The 19292-nt window shown below is 61.8% G+C and carries 16 protein-coding genes and 2 pseudogenes; 13 read left to right on the top strand and 5 right to left on the bottom strand.

Annotation, left to right across the window (positions count from 1 at the left end; genetic code table 11):
- The first annotated feature begins 21 nt into the window (after positions 1 to 21).
- Together DLM86_RS29970 and DLM86_RS29965 are read left to right on the top strand one after the other, a co-directional pair.
- Positions 22 to 4755 carry a hypothetical protein gene (locus DLM86_RS29970; RefSeq protein WP_158289723.1) on the top strand — a complete coding sequence of 1578 codons (4734 nt, stop codon included), beginning with the start codon at positions 22 to 24 and terminating at the stop codon, positions 4753 to 4755.
- Between the two features lie 301 nt (positions 4756 to 5056).
- Positions 5057 to 6475, top strand: coding sequence for an extracellular solute-binding protein (locus tag DLM86_RS29965; protein ID WP_158289722.1), 1419 nt, complete (start codon positions 5057 to 5059; stop codon positions 6473 to 6475).
- 162 nt (positions 6476 to 6637) lie between these two features.
- Here the strand turns inward: DLM86_RS29965 and DLM86_RS29960 are convergent, their stop codons facing one another.
- Entirely contained in the window at positions 6638 to 7582 is a 945-nt protein-coding gene (locus DLM86_RS29960) for a hypothetical protein (RefSeq protein WP_110843732.1), read from the bottom strand.
- A gap of 340 nt (positions 7583 to 7922) precedes the next feature.
- On the opposite strand from DLM86_RS29960, the gene DLM86_RS32270 reads away from it, so the two are divergent.
- The 4 genes from DLM86_RS32270 (at position 7923) to DLM86_RS29945 (ending at position 10984) form a co-directional block, all read left to right on the top strand.
- Positions 7923 to 8387 carry a hypothetical protein gene (locus DLM86_RS32270; protein ID WP_158289721.1) on the top strand — a complete coding sequence of 155 codons (465 nt, stop codon included), beginning with the start codon at positions 7923 to 7925 and terminating at the stop codon, positions 8385 to 8387.
- A 14-nt stretch (positions 8388 to 8401) separates the two neighbouring features.
- Positions 8402 to 9604, top strand: a complete 1203-nt coding sequence (locus DLM86_RS29955) for a LuxR C-terminal-related transcriptional regulator (RefSeq protein WP_158289720.1) — start codon at positions 8402 to 8404, stop codon at positions 9602 to 9604.
- An 82-nt stretch (positions 9605 to 9686) separates the two neighbouring features.
- Positions 9687 to 10142, top strand: coding sequence for a DUF2269 family protein (locus DLM86_RS29950; protein WP_110843730.1), 456 nt, complete (start codon positions 9687 to 9689; stop codon positions 10140 to 10142).
- A 14-nt stretch (positions 10143 to 10156) separates the two neighbouring features.
- The gene (locus tag DLM86_RS29945) at positions 10157 to 10984 is read left to right on the top strand and encodes an arylamine N-acetyltransferase (protein ID WP_110843729.1); all 828 of its coding nucleotides are present in this window, start codon (positions 10157 to 10159) and stop codon (positions 10982 to 10984) included.
- Between the two features lie 71 nt (positions 10985 to 11055).
- On the opposite strand, the gene DLM86_RS29940 is transcribed toward DLM86_RS29945, so the two are convergent.
- Positions 11056 to 11298: a helix-turn-helix domain-containing protein gene (locus tag DLM86_RS29940; RefSeq protein ID WP_110843728.1), complete on the bottom strand. Its 243-nt coding sequence runs from the start codon at positions 11296 to 11298 to the stop codon at positions 11056 to 11058.
- Positions 11299 to 11524: 226 nt separating this feature from the next.
- Here DLM86_RS29940 and DLM86_RS29935 point away from each other — a divergent pair.
- Positions 11525 to 12305: pseudogene (locus tag DLM86_RS29935) on the top strand (nucleotidyltransferase domain-containing protein).
- A 12-nt stretch (positions 12306 to 12317) separates the two neighbouring features.
- Here DLM86_RS29935 and DLM86_RS32905 read toward each other — a convergent pair.
- Entirely contained in the window at positions 12318 to 12833 is a 516-nt protein-coding gene (locus tag DLM86_RS32905; protein ID WP_245955030.1) for a hypothetical protein, read from the bottom strand.
- Positions 12834 to 12868: 35 nt separating this feature from the next.
- Between DLM86_RS32905 and DLM86_RS32900 the strand changes: the two genes are divergently transcribed.
- Positions 12869 to 13180 (top strand): hypothetical protein, encoded by a 312-nt coding sequence (locus DLM86_RS32900; RefSeq protein WP_245955022.1) that lies wholly within the window; start codon positions 12869 to 12871, stop codon positions 13178 to 13180.
- Positions 13181 to 13339: 159 nt separating this feature from the next.
- Here DLM86_RS32900 and DLM86_RS29925 read toward each other — a convergent pair whose 3' ends face one another.
- Positions 13340 to 14362: a hypothetical protein gene (locus DLM86_RS29925; protein WP_110843727.1), complete on the bottom strand. Its 1023-nt coding sequence runs from the start codon at positions 14360 to 14362 to the stop codon at positions 13340 to 13342.
- A gap of 245 nt (positions 14363 to 14607) precedes the next feature.
- On the opposite strand from DLM86_RS29925, the gene DLM86_RS29920 reads away from it, so the two are divergent.
- The 4 genes and pseudogenes from DLM86_RS29920 to DLM86_RS29905 form a co-directional block, all read left to right on the top strand.
- The gene (locus DLM86_RS29920; RefSeq protein WP_110843726.1) at positions 14608 to 15027 is read left to right on the top strand and encodes a hypothetical protein; all 420 of its coding nucleotides are present in this window, start codon (positions 14608 to 14610) and stop codon (positions 15025 to 15027) included.
- A 12-nt stretch (positions 15028 to 15039) separates the two neighbouring features.
- A complete protein-coding gene (locus DLM86_RS29915; protein WP_110843725.1) occupies positions 15040 to 15549 on the top strand; it encodes a hypothetical protein in 510 nt (169 codons plus the stop codon).
- A 50-nt stretch (positions 15550 to 15599) separates the two neighbouring features.
- Complete coding sequence (locus DLM86_RS29910) at positions 15600 to 16967, top strand: sodium-dependent transporter (protein WP_110843724.1); 1368 nt, start codon at positions 15600 to 15602, stop codon at positions 16965 to 16967.
- Between the two features lie 15 nt (positions 16968 to 16982).
- Positions 16983 to 17216 (top strand): annotated as a pseudogene (locus DLM86_RS29905) (TatD family hydrolase); the annotation flags it as partial.
- A gap of 186 nt (positions 17217 to 17402) precedes the next feature.
- On the opposite strand, the gene sigZ reads toward DLM86_RS29905, so the two are convergent.
- On the bottom strand, positions 17403 to 17960 hold the full coding sequence (gene sigZ, locus DLM86_RS29900; RefSeq protein ID WP_110843723.1) for an RNA polymerase sigma factor SigZ: 558 nt from the start codon (positions 17958 to 17960) through the stop codon (positions 17403 to 17405).
- A 104-nt stretch (positions 17961 to 18064) separates the two neighbouring features.
- On the opposite strand from sigZ, the gene DLM86_RS29895 reads away from it, so the two are divergent.
- A complete protein-coding gene (locus DLM86_RS29895) occupies positions 18065 to 19081 on the top strand; it encodes an aldo/keto reductase (RefSeq protein ID WP_110843722.1) in 1017 nt (338 codons plus the stop codon).
- The last annotated feature ends 211 nt before the right edge of the window (positions 19082 to 19292 follow it).

The following is a 19292-nucleotide window of genomic DNA, read 5'->3' as shown; positions in this document are numbered from 1 at the left end:
AGAACGGGGAGGGATGCGTTGATGCGGGGAACGGCAAGGAAAGGCGGTCGTTCGGACGGTAGAGCGGGTGCGATGGCCAGAGCGATCTGCTTGCTGCTGGCGGTGGCGGTGACGCTCGGAGGGCCGGTGCTCGGTGCGAGCCCGGCGCGGGCGGAGGCGAACGCGGAGGAGATGCCGGGCGTCGTCACATACGATTTCGAGAATTTCGCCGTCGGGCCGTTGAACGGGCAGCTCGGCTGGACGAACGCGAGCCCGGAGGTGACGGTTACCGACCAAGTGTATGCGGTGAGCGGCACGAAGACGGTGCGGATCGCCGACAACGACAAGACGAAGGCGCTGGGCGCGAGGGTGACGTTTCCGGCTGTCGGGCGGGGCAGCGTGGAATGGTGGGCGAAGGCGGACACGGCCGACCGGCTCGTCATGCTGCTGGAGAGCGCGGGTCCGCAAGGGACGAAGCCCGTGGAGTGGATCGGCTTTCTGGCGAACCGGAAAATCGAATATTACGACGGGGCGACCCGCGTCAATACGAGCGAGACGTATGAGCCGGGCAAGTGGTACCGGTTCCATCTCGATTTCGACATGGCCGCCGGGCGCAAGTCGATCGCCGTGTTCGACGGCGACGACCTGCTGCTGCTGCGGAAAGATACGGCGGTCCGGGACGCGACCGTGACGTCGGTGAACGTATTCCGGCTCGCGACGATCTCGACCGGTCTCGGCACGTTTTACGTGGACGACGTGCGCATTCGCGACGCGGAGCTGGCTCCTCCGGGCAGCTTAAGCGGCGTCACCGCGCATCCCGATTCCGTAAGCGTGCAGGTCGGCCAGTCGAGGCAGGTTCATCTGATCGGCCATTATACGAATGGGGATGTGCGCATGATGGAATCGAACGAAGCTTCCTTCGTCTCGGATCAGCCGGGGGTGGCTACGGCGGAAGGCGGCAGCGTGACGGGGGTGTCCCCGGGCTCGGCCGTCGTAACCGCCTCCGTATACGGCGGGCTGCAGGCGGCGATCGACGTGAACGTGTACGACGCGAACGACGTGCCGCCGTACCGCGACTTGGCGCTCCGGCCGCTGCAGCGGACGACCGCCGTCCAGGGGCTGTCGGTCGTCGTGCCGGCCGGGGCGGAATGGGAGGCGCTCGGGAACGACATCGCGGCGAAGCTGCAAGCCCGCTGGAACGTGCAGGCAAGCGTCGTCGCGCCGGAGCGGAGCAAGTTTCGGGACGGCTGGTCGGGCAACGCGCTGCTGCTGGGCTCGCTCGGCAACAACGAGCAGCTCGCTCGGCTGTACGGCATGAGGATGTCGTATGCCGATGCGGTCTACCCCGGTGACGGAGGGTACCAGCTGCAGACGGTGATCGATCCGTTCGGGCTCGGCGGCAATTCCGTCGTCGTGGGCGCGAGCGACTTGGCGGGCGCTCGGGCCGGCGTCGCCAAGCTGCTGGAGAAGCTCGACGCGCAAACCGAGCCGGTCATTCCGTGGCTGGCGGAGGCGGTATTGTCCAAGCAGGCCGCCTCGTACTTGCCGTTCGACGGCAAGCCGACGCCGGCCGACGTCGCGGCCGCGCTGCAGTCGGTCGAAACGTGGCTGTCGAGGCTCAAGCCGACGACGGGCAACGAAGCGGATGCGGACGCGCTGCTCTATGTGTTCAACCGATTGAAGCTGTACGGGGAAGGCTACCTGCTGACGGCCGACCCGGGCTTGGGCGACATTTACCGCAAGCTGGCGAAGGGCTACGCCAACTTCGTCAACCGGTACCCCGCCGAAGCGAAAGGGCAGCTGAACGCCCGCGCGAACATGTGGACGGACGGGGACAAAGCGATCCAGCTCTGGTCGACGCTCGAAGCGTCGCCCTTGTTCACGGCGCGCGAGCGGAAGCAGATCGTCTCCGCGTTCGCCCTCACGTACGAAGCGAATGCGCAGGACGGCTACCTCGTCGGGGCGGCGGCGACCGGTCCGCGGTGGAATCATCAAATTTTCCCGGCGCTGTCGTTGATCGCGGGCAGCGACTATTTCGGCAAGTATTACGCCCTGCCGGAGGCACCGGGCTGGCGGCAGCTGGGCGAGCGCATTTTTACCGGCAATACGTCGTACATCAGCTTGGACGAAGGCTCGGACTACCTTATGCACGTGCCGATGACGAACATCGACTACGCGATGGCGACGGGCAATCTCGACTTCCTGACCCGCAGCCTGCGGCCGAGCGCCGACCTGAACGCGCTCATGATCGACAATATCGGGACGATGGCCGGCGGCGGGGACACGTACCCGTTCGGCTACAGCAACGCGTATTCGTGGGGACATTCGCAGGTGATGAACGCGGCGTCGTGGTTTTACGGCGATCCGGTGTATCAATACTTGCTCGAGCGGACGAGGAACGGGCCGTTCCCGGGGCAGCGGATGAGCGATCTGGACTACCCGATTCACCGCTATGCGGCGCTCAAGCCGGAAGCGGGCGGGGAGCCGCCGGAGGGAGCGTATCCGAAGGTGCAGGCGTATCCGGTCGAGCCGGGCATCTACGACGACTTGCGGGGGCCGGGTCAAGAGCCGCTCGACGTGGCGCTGGCCGACACGTTCCATAAAATGACGTTCCGCGAAGGGTTCGGGGCGGACGACAGCTACTTGATCGTCGACGGCTTCTCGGCGGGCGCGCACGGCCACCAGGACGGCAACGCGATCCTGAACTATACGGCCGACGGCCGGCTGTTCCTGGTCGACCGCGACTATATGGAGAATACGCCGGAGCATCATTCGGGGCTCGTCGTCGTAAAGGACGGGGAGCAGGAGAAGAAGCCGCCTCTCGCCAAGCTGGAATGGGCGGCGGACGTCGGCGGGATCGCGCTCAGCCGCAGCGTCGTGCCGAACTACAACGGAACGGACTGGCGACGGTCGATCGTGAGTCCGAACGGGGACTTCTATATCATTTACGACGATGTAAAGGTGAACGAGACCGGTAACTATTTGCTCAAAAACCAGTGGCAGACGCTCGGGACGCCGACGGTGAACGGCGGCCGGTACGAAGCGGAGCAGCAGGGCGTGACGATGGCGATCGACAGCTTGGACCGCTCCCGGCTGCTGACCCAAGACCGGTACGGCCATTTCCGCAAATATTGGAAGTCGGATTACCCGTACCCGTACGCCGACCGGGAAACGGTGCTGAGCGAAGTGCTGGAGGAGCAGCGCTACGCGGCGGGCGATACGGCCGCCTTCATCAACGTGCTGTCCAGCCGCAAGGAGGACGAACCGGCTCTCCACGCGCGGCGGTTGAACGAGACGACGGTCGAGATCAAGCAGGAGGGCGAGCGGTGGCTTGCGGTGCACGCGCCGCTCGATACGCCGGACGTCGCCTCCGACGGCAAGCTCCATCTGCTCGGCGAAGGAAGACTGCTCGCAGCCGAGGCGACGAATGTGCGGATCGGCTCCGAGACGCTGCGGTTCGACGAGCCCGTTCTGTTCGCGATGAATACGGCGAACGGCGAATGGGAGGCGTACTCGCTGCGCAAAGACCGGGTCCGCTACGACGAACGGGGCGAGCCGGTCCGGGAAGGGGCGCTCGAAGCCGGGGCCGTGCCGTGGAGCCGCCAGGCGGAGCAGCGTCTCGGGAAGGCGCTGAAGGAGAAGGAGCATCCGGGAACATGGGCCAAGGCGCAGCCCGATCGTCCGGGAGTGCATCCCGATTGGGAGCCGGTGTATGCGTTCCCCGAACAAGTGACGGCTGCCGGCTGGGGCGACTTGGACGGCGACGGCCGGGAAGAGCTGCTCCTCGGCGGCATCGGCGGCAACGTGCAGGCGATCGACGAGACGGGCGCCGTCCGGTGGGCGTTCGCCGCCGCGGGACGCGTCAACGAGGTGACGGTGCAGACGGTGAACGGCGAGCCGGTCGTCTTCGTCGCCACCGAGAACTGGTATGTGCACGCGCTCGACGCGGCGGGCGGAGAGAAGTGGCGGTACGAGTTCCCGCATACCGGCGAGCACCGCGAGCGCAAAGGCAACCTGCTCGGCATTACGAACGTGCGGGTCGCCCACGTGAACGGGACGGATCAGGAGCCGTGGATTATGGTGGGCACGCAGTTCCGGTACATTTACGGCCTGGATCCGGAGGGCCGATTGAAGTACGAGGATTTGCTCTATTTCTACGGAATCGAAGACATGGCGTTCGCCGACATGGACGGCGACGGCAAGGATGAGGGCATCTACGCGCTGGAGTACGCGTACTACGCCTACTGGGACGATAAGCAGGTCACCCGGGGCGGTTCCGGCGGCGGTCCGGGGTGGAAGGTCGCGACCGTGCTGCCCGGCGGCAACGGCGGCACGCTGCCCGCGATCGCGCTCGGGACGAAGCAGAACGAGGTGCGTCTCGTCGCGTATGCCGGCAAGCCGCAGGAGCTGTGGAAGCGGAACGTCGGCGGCGAGGTGAACGACGTCCGGTCCGGCGATTACGACGGCGACGGGGTCGCGGAGATTTTGGCCGGCTCCGACGGGTTCCAGTTGTACGCGCTCCGTCCCGACGGCACGGTCCGGTTCCGTACGGCGCTGGAGGAGCGGGTGCTGCACGTCGACGGCTCGGCCGGCGACGGCGGGGCGCGGTACTGGGCGGCGGCGGATCACGGCCTGCTCGCGGAGCTGTCCGCGGAAGGCGAGGTCGTGAGCCGGGTCCGGTTCGCCCATGACATCGCGGCGTTCCGGGGCGGAGCGACGGAAGCGAGGCCGTGGGTCGTGCTGGCCGACGGCGAGGTGATGCGCTACCGGGATTGACGGACGTTTCCGTCATGCGGCTTTGTAAACCGTAAGCCGGGAGCCGTTCGCCATGAGAATGCCTGGATTCCTTACGCGCATTCACGGTGGCGGCTTCGGCCGGCGGACCGTTCTCCATGCGGCTTTTCGCGCAGAAGGCGAAAGCGGATGCGAGGGCGGCCCGGCCGGCCGTTTTTCCTTGAACCCGGTATCCAATTCCGGTATGCTTGAAGAAGTCACCAAGTGCGTTCGGAGAGGGAGCGGTTTCTTTTTCCGAACGGAGCGGATATTCATTACCGAAATCGATGATGGCGGGATACCGATGGGCGAGAGACCGAATCGCAATACGTTTCAGGCGAGACTGGACAGTCTGGTCGAAGATATACGCAACGACATTCGCAACGGCGTGTTCCGGGAAGGCGATTACCTGCCTTCGGAGAAGGCGTACGCCAAGCGGTACCGGTTGAGCAACACGTCGGTCCGGCAAGGGCTGGAGCAGCTTGTCGCGGAGCGGCTGATCGAGAAAATTCCGAGAGTGGGCAACAAGGTCGTCCGCCGCACCCGCGAAGACGTCGTCGTCCTGAAGTTCGGCTGCCACCGGTCGCTGCTCCAAGAGGCGGCGATGAAGGCGCTGGTCGCCGAATTTCACAAGAAGAACCCGGACATCCGCGTCGAGCTCGTCGGCCTGTCCTCCGGGCTGAACTCGTATGCCGTCGTCAAGCCGATGATCGACGAAGGCGCCGTCGACCTGTTCACGATGAACTACAACGGCTTCGCCGACTTCCGGGCGAACGGCGGCTTGGACGAGCTGGAGACGGTCGAGCCGCACCCGCACGTGTACCCGTTTCTGACCGAGGCGATGACGCACGAGGGGCGCTTGAAGGCGCGGCCGTTTTTGTTCACTCCGCTTATTTTGTGCTACAACAAAGCCCATTTCCGCGAGAAGGGCGTTCTCGAGCCGGACAGCGGCTGGCGGTGGAGCACGCTGTTCGAGCAGGCGGAGAAGCTGGCGGTCGAGAACGAGCGGCTCGGCTTCTACGTCCATTTCCCCTCATCCAACCGGTGGCCGGTGTTCCTGCTCCAGAGCGGGCTCCGGTTCGACCGCGACGAGCGGGGGCGCATCGCCGTCGACGGCGCGCGGCTGATGGATTCGCTGCGGGTTTGCCGCGAGCTGATCTACCTGCAGAACCGGTTCCCCTTGTTCCTGTCGGAGAAGGACGCGGACGCGGAGGAGCTGTTCTTCAGCGGCAAAGTGTCGATGATCGTCACGACGTACTTGAGCTTGAACCATCACGAGCGCCCGGACGACTTCGAGTACGATCTCGCTCCGCTGCCGTACTTGAACGATCCGAAGACGCTGCTCATGCTCGTCGGGGTGGCGATCAACGCCCGTTCCGAGCGGAAGGAGAGCGCGCGGCGGTTCGCCGACTTCCTCGTCTCGTACGAGGCGCAGCTGCTGCTGCGGCAGCGGACGCTCAGCATCCCGAGCCTGAAGCCGGCGGCGGAATGGACGGGCAAGGAGCTCGGCTACCGGCCGTCCCGCTTCCACGTCTACCGCGACATCATCCCCACGTTCCGCACGTTCGGCGCGCTGAACTTGTCCATCCGCGAGCTGGACGCGCTGTACCGCGAGGCGAAGCTGTACTGGTCGGGCCTCGAGACGGAGGAGGCCGCCCTGCGCCGGCTGGAGGGGCTTCTGGAGCAGCTGGGGGGCGGGGAGAGCCGAGGGAGTGGCGGGTGAGCCGGGGCTTCCCCTGGAAGAGACGTCGATTGACGTCTTTTCTTTTTTATCGTTACAAAAATTCGATCAGAAGCTTTTCTTATTGCAGTCCGGTCCGGTATTACGAAGAGCGCCGCGGTCTCGGTGCCGGCCCCACCATGACGGCGGCGCGCAGGTACCCGTTTATACGGGGGTATACAGGCATTCTTCCCGCTCGGTCGTGATGCGCAGTATCCAGCCGTCTCTGATCTGAGACGCATTGCCCGGGGTATCGTCGGTCCCATAAAGGCTCCAGGTGCCGTTGGGATTTTGACCGAAAAAGTTGCTCATCATCGAAATCGGCGAGACCGGAGGCGCGGGCGGAGGGAATGTATCGTTTTCGATGCCGGCATAATTGGTCGGTTTATACGTGCCGGATACGATCGCTCCCGCAGCCGGAAGGAGGTTGGGCGCATCATCGTCGAAAGATAAGGTTAACCCTCCGACCGGCAAGGTGCCGGCATCGGACATCAGAATGGTGTTCGTGGCGCCGTCGGGCCCGACCAGCATCAAATCCAAATCAGCGGAATTCTGTGACGAAAAATCAAGCAAGGTGGCCGTTACTTTCACAATCGTACCCGTCATCCCGGATACGACGATGGAGGAGGGGTATGGAGTGGCGATCGAAGTCATGCCGGGTCCCGGAATCATGATGAGCTGGGGATTGGTAAGCTGCTGGGTTTCGCGAATGGTCGTACAAACTCTTCTGAAAGGCGTAGGGACGATCACGGGCGTTACCGTAACAGGAGCCGGTTCGACGGTGATCGGAGCGGGCGAGACCGTAATGGCCGGTTCGATGGTAACCGGAGCGGGCGAGACCGTAATGGCCGGTTCGACGGTAACGGGAGCGGGCTCGACCCGAATGACCGGTTCGACGGTAACCGGAGTCGGAGCGACGGAGATGACCGGATCGACCGTAACGGGCGTAGGTTTTAGCGTTATCGTGAGATTGTTTTTCTTGGCGATTTCGATCTTGCGGGTAGTGTCCGGCTTTCGTTTCGGTTTATGCGCAGCTTTTTTCTTCGAGCAAGCGCTGCCGCGTTCGAGCGGCTTGTGGCCCGACTTGGGGCGGTTATGGACGGAGCCCATCCGCGAAACACCTCCTGGTATAATGGCACAAGTTCAACATATTGTACGCAAGGATCGGGAGCGGGTTTGGACAGGAGCACACAGGCGGGTGAAATGGCCGAACACCTTGGCCGCTCGAGTCGTCCGATTACGCTGCGGACGGACGCGAAGAGCGGAAGCCGGCGTCTCCTATCGGGCGACTTGTTGTTCGCGAGGCGATTGTCCTGACGAGGTCCGGCCGGGACCGATCGTTGAGGCCGCTTTTTTCGATAGGCCATCCTCGTTCCGGAAGGAGCATCCCCGCTCCGCGTCGAACGATCCAATAACGAAACTTGCTGACCCCGAAAGGAACGACGCCGCCATGCCAAAGAACAACCAGTGGGCCGCCGTGCTGACGCGGCTGATGAACCGCGAAGTTCCCGTCTATATCCACCTCGCCGCCTCGAAAAACGGGGAGCCTCCTTTTACGTGCCGGGGGTACGGCGTCTGCGTCGACGAGCGAGACGGACGGATCCGCGTAGCCGTCTTGGCGAGCCAATGGAGGCGTCTCCGCGAGTACGGCGGCGACCGGCAGAAGCTGGCCGTCCTCGCGACCGCCGGAACGGACAACGAATCGTATCAGATCAAAGGCGGGCTCGTCGAATGCCGGGAGATCGCGGAGGAGGACCGGAACGTGCTGGAACGGCAGCGGGCGCTGACCGCCCGGCATTTTCCGGGACTTCTTCCGCTGGTGAACGTGCGCTCGGCCGATTGCGTCGCGCTCGGGCTGCGGGTCGACCGCGTATTCGTCCAGACGCCCGGACCGTTGGCGGGGTCGCCGCTATGAGGGAGGGACATGCGTTGCAGGTACCGCTAACCCGGATTGTATCCGCCTTCGACGGCGTGTTTCCGTCCGTGATCGTAACCGGCGATCCGGACGGCACGCCGAACGTCGCCAACCTGTCCCGGGTATGGCACGTCGAGGAAGGACGCGTCGCCGTCGCCGATCAGATGCTGAACAAAACGCTGCACAATTTGGCCGGCAACCCGTTCGCGCTGATCAAGCTGGCGACGCCGGACGATCTGATCCAGTGGGAGCTCGCGGTGCGCCATATCGGGACGGAGACGGAAGGGCCGCTCTTCGATCGGCTGCATCAAGACATCCGCACGGTTTCGTGGGTGGCGGGGGTGGCGAATGCGCCCGGCCTGCGGGCGGCGTTGGTGTTCGAGGTGATGTCGGTCCGGAGGTGCGTCGAGGAAGCGCTGTATCTGTCCCCCGCGCCGGAAACGTACGGCGAGCTGCTGAGCGCGCTGGCGCAGGAGCTCGAGCTGGACCGCTGCTCGTATTGGGCCGTCGGCGCCGCCGGCTCCGCGCCTTCGCTTCTGGCTTCCCGGGGCGTGCCGGGAGCGGGCACCGATCCGTCAGCGTTCGACGCCATGCGGCGGCTGGCCGCGCTCGTCGCGGTGGAGCGCCGCGTCATCCGGCTGCGCGGCATCGGCTCGCAGATGCGGTACATGCATACGATCGAGTCGGAGACGGGCAAGCGGGAAGGGGAAACGGAGAGTGGTCGGCAGCGGCCGCTGCCGGGAAGCTTGCTTGCGTTCCCCGTCTTCGACTCCGGTACGCTCATCGGGACGGTGTGCTGCGAGGAGGCTCGGCCGGGGGCGGACGCGTTCGACCGGTATCCGGACGACTTGCTCCTGACGCTGGCCGACAAGCTCGGCGAAGCGCTCGAGACGGCGGCACGCCTCCCGGAGTCGGACCGCGAGCCGCTGTTCCGGCAAGTCGTCGAGCGGGCGAAGCTGCAGGCGCAGCGGGAGGCGGAGCCGTTCCATACCGCACTCAGCGCCAGGGAACGCCAGGTAGCCCTCCACGTTGCCCAAGGACATACGAACGCGGACATCGCGAAGATTTTGTTCGTCAGCACGCGTACCGTCACGACGCATGTGGAGCGGATTTTTCAGAAGCTGCATATCGGCTCCCGCGCCGCTCTCGCCCGGTACGTCGCCGAAAGGAAGCTCCTCGAAGAGCCGAACGGCCCCCCGCCTTCGCAAAATACGTAATCTTACCGATACAGCGATTCCGCCGTCGCCGCTATGATGGGAAATGCAGCATTCATTTCCTACGAAAGCGGTGTGTTGAACAATGGAATGGTTAGTCTTGCTTCACGTCTTATCCGCCATCATCGGCTTGGGACCGGCGTATGCGTTCCCGCTGCTGCTGCGTCCCACCACGTCCGTCGAAGAGATGGAGCGGTCGCTCCGCCAAGTCGCGCGTCTGGAGCTGTTCCCCAAGATCAGCGGCACGCTCGCCGTCTTGTCCGGCATCGTCCTGTTCTGGATCGGCTCGTACGGCTCCCTTCTCCAGCTGTGGATCGGCGGGACGCTCGTCCTGTACATCCTCATCGAGGTGCTCATCGTCGGCTTCCTCGCGCCCGCCCTCAAGAAGCTGCAGGCGGCTCTCTCCTCCCCGGACGCCAGGACGCGCCCGGAAGCGCCCGCTCCCCTCGCAGCCATGTATGCGAAGGTGCGGAATTTGCACCTGTGGGCGACGGTGCTCGGCACGATCATCTTCATCCTGATGATTCTCAAGCCGCATTGAGGGAGGTGCGATCGATGTCCACGCCTATGGCCGCTCATTCGCTGCGCTTCTATCTGGACTGCTTGCGGATGGAGCGCGAGTCCCCTTCCTACGACTACTTGCGCCGTCTGACAAGACGGCATCTGGAGCGGTTTCCGTTCGAGAACATCGGCAAAATCCACTATTACGCCAACGGAGCCCGTACCGGGCTCGGGTGGCTGCCCGACGCCGAAACCTTCTTGACCCATTTCGCGGCGAGAGGGCTGGGCGGCAACTGCTATATCCTGAACGCACACTTCGGCGGCCTGCTCCGGGCGCTCGGCTTCCGGGCCGAGCTCGTCCGCGCCACCGGCGGCAACACCCATATGGCGCTGCGAGTCACGATCGACGATCGAGCTTACTATGTGGACGTCGGGTACGGCGCGCCCTTGTTCGAGCCGCTTGTACCGGAGGAGGAGCCGCGGTTTTCGCGGTACGGGGAAACGGTGGAGGTGACGAAGCTCGGCGACGACCGCTACGTCATCGATCGGCGCGCGAACGGCCAAAGCTTCGTCGTCAAGACGATCGAATGGACCGCGGTCGAGCTGTCCGATTTCGACGAAGCGATCGCCCATTCGCTTCGGGACGAGGACGAGAATCCGTTCATGCGCAGAATCGTGGCGACCGTATTCAAGCGCGACGCCGCGTATTCCGTCGTCAACCGGAAGCTGTTCGTCAAGACGGACAAAGGCTCGGAAGTGCACGACTTCCCGTCGCGGGCGGAGTGGACGGATATGATGCGCGCCACGTTCGGCTTCGATGCGGGCGTGGTGGACGAGGCGGTCGCCTTTCTCCGGGCTCGAGGCGTCGTGTTGTTCGATTGAAATGAAGCGGCGCGGAGCCGCGGTCTTCCGAACGGCGGGCGGTTGTGTCGCATCCGTAGGCAACCCCCGCCTTACGGTTCCGTCTGTTGCGGCGCGCCAGCTTCTACGCGTGTGCATTCGTACAGCCGGTCCACCTCGCAATCGAGCGTCGCGGCGATGGAGAGGGCGGTTTTCAGCGGCATGACCCGTTTGTTGTCCATAAAGTCGGCCAGCCGTTCCCGCCTCATCTGCAGCGCGTCCGCGAGCCGATCGACGGATATGCCCGCTTCCGCCAGCCGCTCGCCGAGCAGACAGCGGCCCAGTTCGATTTTCATGACGTTTCCTCCCGGACTTATTCGGACAGATGATCCTCCTTAGATTTCCACATGCTTGGAAATCCCATTCTGCGCCCTCCCCGAGTTGACAACGATCGGTTAGACAGCTAAGATGATCGCAAGCTCGCCTCCCCGCCGGCCGGGGAAGATTCATAAGAAATGTGCCGGCCGTAGACGTTGGGGTCTGCGGCTTCTTCCTATTCCCCCCAGTAAAGGAGTGTCGGCCATGTCCGATTTCCACGCCACAATCGTACAAGAGCTGCGCAAGCTCGCAGGAGGAGGGCGTCCGCATCCTATACGCCTGCGAGTCGGGCAGCCGGGCTTGGGGGTTCCCGTCCCGGGACAGCGACTACGATGTCCGGTTCCTCTACGTCCGTCCGGTGGAATGGTATTTGTCCATCTTCGAGAAGCGCGACGTCATCGAGCGCCCGATCGACGAGAGGCTCGACCTCAGCGGCTGGGATTTGAGAAAAGCGCTCCAGTTGTTCCGCAAATCGAATCCGCCTCTGCTCGAATGGCTGCAATCGCCGATCCCGTATGCCGAGAACTATTCGGTCGCGGAGCGGATTCGCGCCTTGTCGCCGCTCACATTCTCCCCCAAATCGTGTACGTATCATTATTTGAACATGGCCAAAGGAAATTACCGGGAGTATTTGCAAGGCGATCAAGTGAAGATCAAAAAATATTTCTACGTGCTGAGGCCGATTCTCGCCTGCGAATGGATCGAACGCTTCGACAGCATGCCGCCCATGGAGTTCGACCGTCTCGTCGACGCGTTGATCCCGGCGGACAGCGAGCTGTATACGATCGTCCAACAGCTGCTCGCGCGCAAGAAAGCCGGCGACGAGCTGGACCTCGAGCCGCGTCTGAACCCGATTAACGACTACTTGGAGGAACGGATCGGCTACTTCGAACGAACGGCCGTTCACTTGAAGAGTGTCGAAGTCGACCGGGACCGGGAGCTCGACGAGCTGTTCCGCTCGGCTTTGCGCGAGGTTTGGGGGTAAGGAGGGCGTGGCTTATGCGTCCGCTTCGGCTTCCTCCAGCCTCCGCTGCAGCTCTTCTTCCCTGGCATCGTCCAGAAGCTTCTGAAGCCTCTCGGAGAATGCCCAAGCGTAGATGCAGATGGACGACCAGCCGGTCACCTTTTGCCCCCATTGATTGAAGCGAAGGCGTTCTCCCTGAAACTCGACTTCCTTATGGTTCACCACGACCGCTTGGGAGTCGCTGTAATTTTTAAGGGTCAAGACGTCTCCCGGCTTGACGATCCCCCACTCGAACAGCTTATCCATTCGGGGCAGCTGGGTACGATTGCGGGAGGAGGAGCTGTCGGTCGTCTGCGTCTCGGAGGGAGGAGCCACTTCGACATACCGGTCGTCCAACGCCGGAAGCGGAAGCACCTTCTCGACCTGCAGCAAGTACTGGGAGCCCAGCTTATACGGAATAAGCTTGTAGCAGCTGATGGATACTTGATTGCCGACGAGCCAGGCGCAAGCGGATAATGTCTGGGGGTCGAAGTCCGAAGCGACCAGCACGATTCCTGCTTCCGGTTAAACGTTCGCTCGGCCTTATGCCTGCTCAGAAATTCTTCGATCTTCCGCTTGGCCAGCTCACGGGCCGTCAGCTCGGTATGACCGAACCTGTCCCGGTTTCGCTCGATGTAGGGGGCGAACAGGAGATTCACCACGTCGTCGACGGTCGTCATCCTCGCGTAGTTGGCCGCGTAGCGGATCGCTTGGAATTCGAACGGCTCCTTCCGGTTCCGGATATCGTCCCGGTCGCGCTTGATTTCGATGAGCACCAGATTGCCCTCTTGATCGACGGCTACCAGATCGCTGCGGCCTCGTTCCTTGTTGCGCACTTGCCGGCCGACGACGAGTAATGTCTCGTCGTCCGCCAAAATGTCGATATGGTCGCGAATGAAATCTTCGATCTGATCCTCCTTCAATCCCATTTCGCGAAACGTCGTTTGTTCCATATCCGAGTCGGTCTTGCTCAAACCGTTATGAATGTCGATCGGGACGATCATGGCAGCCTCCTTCTAGGCGAGCAAACGGGAAAGCTTCTCGTTCAAGGAAGAGCGGGTTTCAAAGGGCGAAGCGCCGCCTTCCTCCGGATCGACAAGCTCGAGGTCGCTTTCCGTATTCAGGGCCTCCAGCACTTCGTTCAAAGCTTCCGTCATGTCGATACAAGGCTTGATGAAGAAGGCGTCTTCCTGGAAGTCGTGGCTCGTCTCCGCATCCTGCCAGTAGTCCGATCCGAAGCGGATCAGGTGCACGTTGCGGGTGAGCGGCGTTTCCAGAACCGCATACGCCACCGCTCTCTCCTCGCCCTTCAGCACGAAGTACTCTTTCCTTCGCACGACGACCAGCTGCTCGAATTCCTCATCGTAAATATGGTTTTCGACCGCATACGGGACGGCCGTTCCCGCCTGATCGAGCAGGTCGAACAGGACGTTTAATTCCTTCATTAAGATCACGGCGTTCACGCTGGCGATTCCTCCTTCGGGTTGCGGCGGATTGAACGGCTTGGCCGGTTTGGCCTTGTTTTTCTTCAGATGCTCGGCTTGCGTCTTGATTTGCTTCAGCTCCTCGTCGATCCGGGCGATCGCAGCGTTACGCTTCATCGGATCGTGGAACAGTCCGCGTACATTGTGCTCGATTCCTTTTTTCAACAAGCTGCAGGCTTCGGTCAAATCCTTCATCGGCATCGTGCCGCGGGCAAAATCCTCGATGTCTCGGAGCAGCATGCGGTATATTTTCCAATAAAGGGGAGGGAGCTTCTTTTTTTCTTCGTCGGCTGCTTCGAATTCGGCGTCGTCGGCCTCTTCAACCTCATCTTCGACTTCCGCTTCATCGTAGTCGAGCTCCAAATCCGGCGAGTAAAGCCGCAACTTCTTCCGTTCTTCCAAAGTCATGTGATCGATCATCACGTCCCGCATCAGATCGCATACGGTTTTGCATTTGTCCGCTTTGTCCCGTTCGGTTTGCCGCTGCTTTCTGCCTGCGGTTGCGTCCTTCATGATTTGCACGATTTGCTTGAACGGCTGCTCCTGTACGTTCATCGACAACACCTTTCCGTTCTAGGTATGTATGTGGCCGGTACTTGCGTACTATCCTTTCGACGCCTGCTTCAACACCTCCTTCGCAGAGTCGTTTGCCGCTCCGTGAAATAGAGTACCGCCCCCTTTGGAGCGGACATTTGCGTTTTTGCGTTTTTCGAAAAAAAAGTTTTTTTGCAAAAAGCGGCCTCGGCTGTCGGTGTAGAATCGGATTGTACCGAAAAGAACCGCGAAGGAGCGAATCGCCCATGAGAACGTCCGTGAAAGACTACATCCCCGCGCTGGAGAAATACGTCTTCCAAGGCCACGAATTGCACCATATCGAAGGCTCGCTGTATCGATGCAACAACCTCTTCGTCGAAATCCATGCGTCGAAGCCGCGCACCCGGGACTATTTCTTCGAGATCCGCATGCACCCGTCCGCCGATATGTGCCTGTACGTCTGCGGCAAAGAAATGCTGGTCTTCTGCCTGGAGCCGGAATTCATGAGACAGCTTCCGCTGTCCAAGGCGAAGAGCGGCGATTACAGCGTCTTCACGCTGATCGCCGAGCATCCGCTGAACGGAGAGGCGCGGCTCATCTACAAGAAGGACGGCAAGGATGTAAATCCGATCGACATTACGAATTGGGCCGTCCCTCTCTACGAACCGCTCACGGCCGGGGCTTGAGGCCGTAGCGCTATGAAGCATCAGCTGGCTTTCTTATTGATCCTGGGCGCCTGCGAAAACCGGCACTTGCGCGAGGACAAAGTCGGGTTTACGAGCGACATGCGGGCTTATCCGGACAACGAGAAGCTGTGGCGGGCGGCCGGACGGCCCATCCCGCTTACGGACGCCGTTCGTGCGGCGATCGCCGAGCTGGGCCCCGACGGTTTGGACGTCGCTGTCGACGGGACTCTTTTTCCACCCGAAAACGATAAATACGAGTCCGGATGGGGGGACATTATTCGCGGCGCCTGCCGGGAAATCGATTTGACGATCGGGCTCGGCGGCTGCGGCTTCCGGTATGCGGAACGTACTCGAGCGGATCGGGAACGGCTCGCGGAGAAGCTGATGAACGGGGACATCCCGGTCCGGTATACGTCCCGCGTCAGGGGGAAGCGGCGCTGCATGTTGACGGATCGGCAAGTACGGATGCTGGCGGCGATGGCCTGCGCTTGGAATATTTTGACCGTCCGCCACCGACACTAAGAGGCGTCGAAACTTCGTTTCGGCCTACTACGAACGGCGGAGCGTGCAGCATGAGCGGACAACCAAGAGCCGGACGGACGTCCGGGCCATCATCGGGAACAACCGAACGTTTTTCGAAGAGAGGGTTTATTTTGGCGGCGATCGGCAGCTCGGTCGGACTCGGGAACATGTGGAAGTTTCCGTACATTACGGGCAAGCACGGCGGGGCCGCTTTTTTCCTGTTGTTCATTATTTGTCTGATCGTCGTGGGGCTGCCGATTTTGCTTGCGGAAATGACGATCGGCCGGGGCGGCCGGGGCGATGCGTCCACGTCGTTCTACAAGCTGAGCGGGAACCGGTATTGGAGCGCCTTCGGGCTGCTGTCCGTCATTACCGCGTTCCTCATCATGTCGTACTACGCGGTCGTGGCGGGCTGGACGCTGCAATATACGGTCGAATCGTTCACCGGACTGCTGTTCCGCGCCGGCATCGACTACAAAACGAAATTCATTTCCTTCGCCGGCGGGTATATGCCGCTCTTCTGGCAAGCCGTCGTCATGGCGGTATGCGGCTGGGTGTTGGCGAGGGGCGTGTCCGGCGGGATCGAGAAATTCAACAAAATTCTTATCCCCGGCTTCTTCCTCATCCTCGTCGTCCTCATGATCCGGTCGCTTACGCTTCCGGGAGCGGGGGAGGGGGCGCGCTTTTTCCTGCAGCCGGACTTCAGCAAGCTGGACGCCGAGTCGGCGCTCATCGCGCTCGGGCATGCCTTCTTCTCGATGTCGCTCGGCATGGGCTGCATGCTTACCTACGGCTCCTACGTGGACAAGCAGCAGTCGCTCGGCGGCGCCTCGCTTGCGATCGGTGCAGGGGACCTGCTCTACGCGTTCATCGCGGGGCTCGTCATCTTCCCGACCGTCTTCTCTTACGGGCTGGAGCCGGGCGAGGGCGTCGGGCTCGCGTTCATGGCGCTGCCGGCGGCGTTCGCGCAGATGCCGTTCGGCCTGCTGTTCGGCGGCCTGTTCTTCCTGCTGCTCGCCATCGCGGCGCTCACCTCGGCCATCTCCATCCTCGAGGTGCCGATCGCCTATGCGATGACCCAGTGGAAATGGTCCCGCAGCCGGGCGGCGGTCCTCGTGTCCGTCGTCTGCTTCCTCGTCGGCGTACCGTCCGCGCTGTCCGTCGGCGGCGTCCTCGGCACGTTTACGCCCGGCGGCCGGACGTTCTTCGACTGGACCGACTTCATCACCGCGTACATTCTCATGCCGCTCGGCGGCTTGGTCGTGACGCTCTTCACGGGCTACGCGTGGAAGCGGGCGGGGGAGGAGTCCGGCTTGTCCGGCTTTTGGTACGGGGCGTGGATGATCCTGCTGCGCTTCGTGTCGCCGGTGCTGATCGTGTTGGTGTTTTTGTATTCGGTGGGGTGGATTCGAGTGTAGGGGGAGGGTCACGGGAGAGGCGAGCATTTGAAGGAGCTGGTCCGCATGATCCCGCTGGACCGGCTTATGATCGAGACGGACGCTCCGTTCTTGACCCCGCGGAATTTGAAGGACAAGCCGGCGGATGGACGAAACGAACCGGCCTTCCTGCCGCACATTTTGCAAGCCGTAGCCCGATGCATCGGGAAACCGGCGGAAGAGGTCGCTCGGGCCACGACGAATACGGCGATGGCGTTTTTCCGGATTTGAGGTGGATTTCAAGGTTCCCCCAAGAGACCGTACACCATCTCAATCCGAAGTTAGCATAGCAAGCTGCTGCGCTTTGCAAGTGCAATTCTAAAAGGACAAGCAAAAGCCTGCCAATCGCAGCGATCGCGAACCGGCAGGCTTGATTTGTCGTTCTCCGATGTTCGGTCAGCCGGAGCATCGGGGCTGCTACACTTTCCGTCCGGTCACACGAGGTTCGTCCAGCACAACGCGATAGTCCATAATGTTGCCGTACCGGTCCGCTTCAATGGTGCAGCAGCTGGTCATCATGGCTTTAAGCAGTTCCCGGCCCCGCTGCACTCGGGATTTGGCTCCGGAATACGACAAGCCCAGATGCTCGCTCAATTCCTTTTGGGACATCCCCTTTAATTCGGACAGCTCGAGCGCTTCCCTGTACTTATCGGGCAACCGCCGAATCACATTCCGTAGGCCGGCGACGGCTTCCGTCTCGAGATCCGGTTCCGCATACGAGTCTTCGACCGCAAGCTGGTCCTGCAGCTCCTCCGTTCGCTTCGTTTTGCGAAAATGATCGACGATGGCGTTGCGGGCAATTTGAAACAGCCAAGCGCGAATTTTCAACTCGTCCCTTACATCGCCGATCCGTTGGTGCGCCTTGATAAACACGTTCTGAACGATATCCTCGGTATCGGGGTGATGGCGGGTCTTATGCTGAACGAAATGGCGGACCTGTACGTGGTACTGCTCCCAAAGCTGCTCGAAAGTCATCCGACGATTCGCACCTCCCGAAAAAAAAGCTGCCGTTTGTTGCGTCCATTCCCGTTTGCCTCCGTCACCATTAGTGTAAACCAATCGAAGGAGAGTGGGAAGTCATGAAATACAATTTGCTGGGCAATACGGGAGTGCTGGTGTCGGAAATCGGGCTTGGAACGATGACATTCGGGGGAGGAGACAAATGGGGGATATTCGGCTCGCTGGATGAAAAGGAAGCCGGCGTTCTCGTCGATCAGGCGATGGAGGCGGGAGTGAACTTTTTCGATACCGCCAATGTCTACGCCGAGGGAAGATCGGAGGAAATTCTCGGGAAAGCCTTGAAAGGCAAACGGCATCAGGCCATCATCGCAACCAAAGTAAGAGGGCGCACAGGCTCCGGCCCGAACGAGCTCGGGTTGTCGCGGCTGCACATCATCCGGGAAGTCGAAAACAGTCTCAGGCGGCTGGATACGGATTACATCGACCTGTATCAAATTCACAACCCGGATCAGCTGACCGATTGGGAAGAAACCCTTCGGGCGCTCGACGACCTGGTGCGCAGCGGGAAGGTGCGCTATATCGGTTCCTCCAATATGACCGGCTGGAGCATCATGAAAACACGCGGGCTGTCCATGCTCCACGGCCTCCACGCTTTCAAAAGCAGCCAGTCCTATTACTCCTTGGCCGCCCGCGAGATCGAACGGGAAGTTATTCCCGTCCTGCAGGATCAAAACATGGGCTTGATCGTATGGAGCCCGCTGGCGGGAGGATTTCTGTCGGGGAAATACGCCCGGGACGCTGCAAGCAACGGCGATGGCCGTCATGCCAAGCTGTCGTTCCCTCCCGTGGACGCGGAAAAAGCGTTCGCCATTCTGGACGTGCTTCGCGAAATCGCGGAAGCGCGCGAAACGACGGTGGCCCGTATCGCTCTCGCTTGGGTTCTCAACCAGCCGGCCGTCACCAGCGTCATCGTCGGCGCGAAGCGCCCCGATCAGCTGGCGGATAATTTGGCGGCAAGCGGCATCCTTCTGAATCCGGACGAAAGGTCCAGGCTGGACGAAGTCAGCCGGCTCCCGATCGAATACCCGGCGTGGCCTTTTATGGAGCAGGACGACTCGATCGTCCGAAAACGGTGACCCTCGGGCAAACAACGGCCTGCCGTCCCTGGCAGGGACGGTGGAGAGATCGCATCTGCGCTTAAAAGAGCAAGGTGCGCCGAACCTAGCGCCGCTTGGAGGAGATAGCGCTCGAAAGCGCACGATTACGCGGCAGGACGGCGCAGCCGAGTTGGAAACGATTCGAATTGATCGCGGGGCGCCCATACGAGGGGCCTCTTCCAGGGACACG

This window comes from Paenibacillus flagellatus (assembly GCF_003217775.1).
In the GTDB taxonomy this organism is placed as follows: domain Bacteria; phylum Bacillota; class Bacilli; order Paenibacillales; family NBRC-103111; genus Paenibacillus_AB; species Paenibacillus_AB flagellatus.
This window is presented reverse-complemented; position numbering and strand designations above follow the sequence as displayed.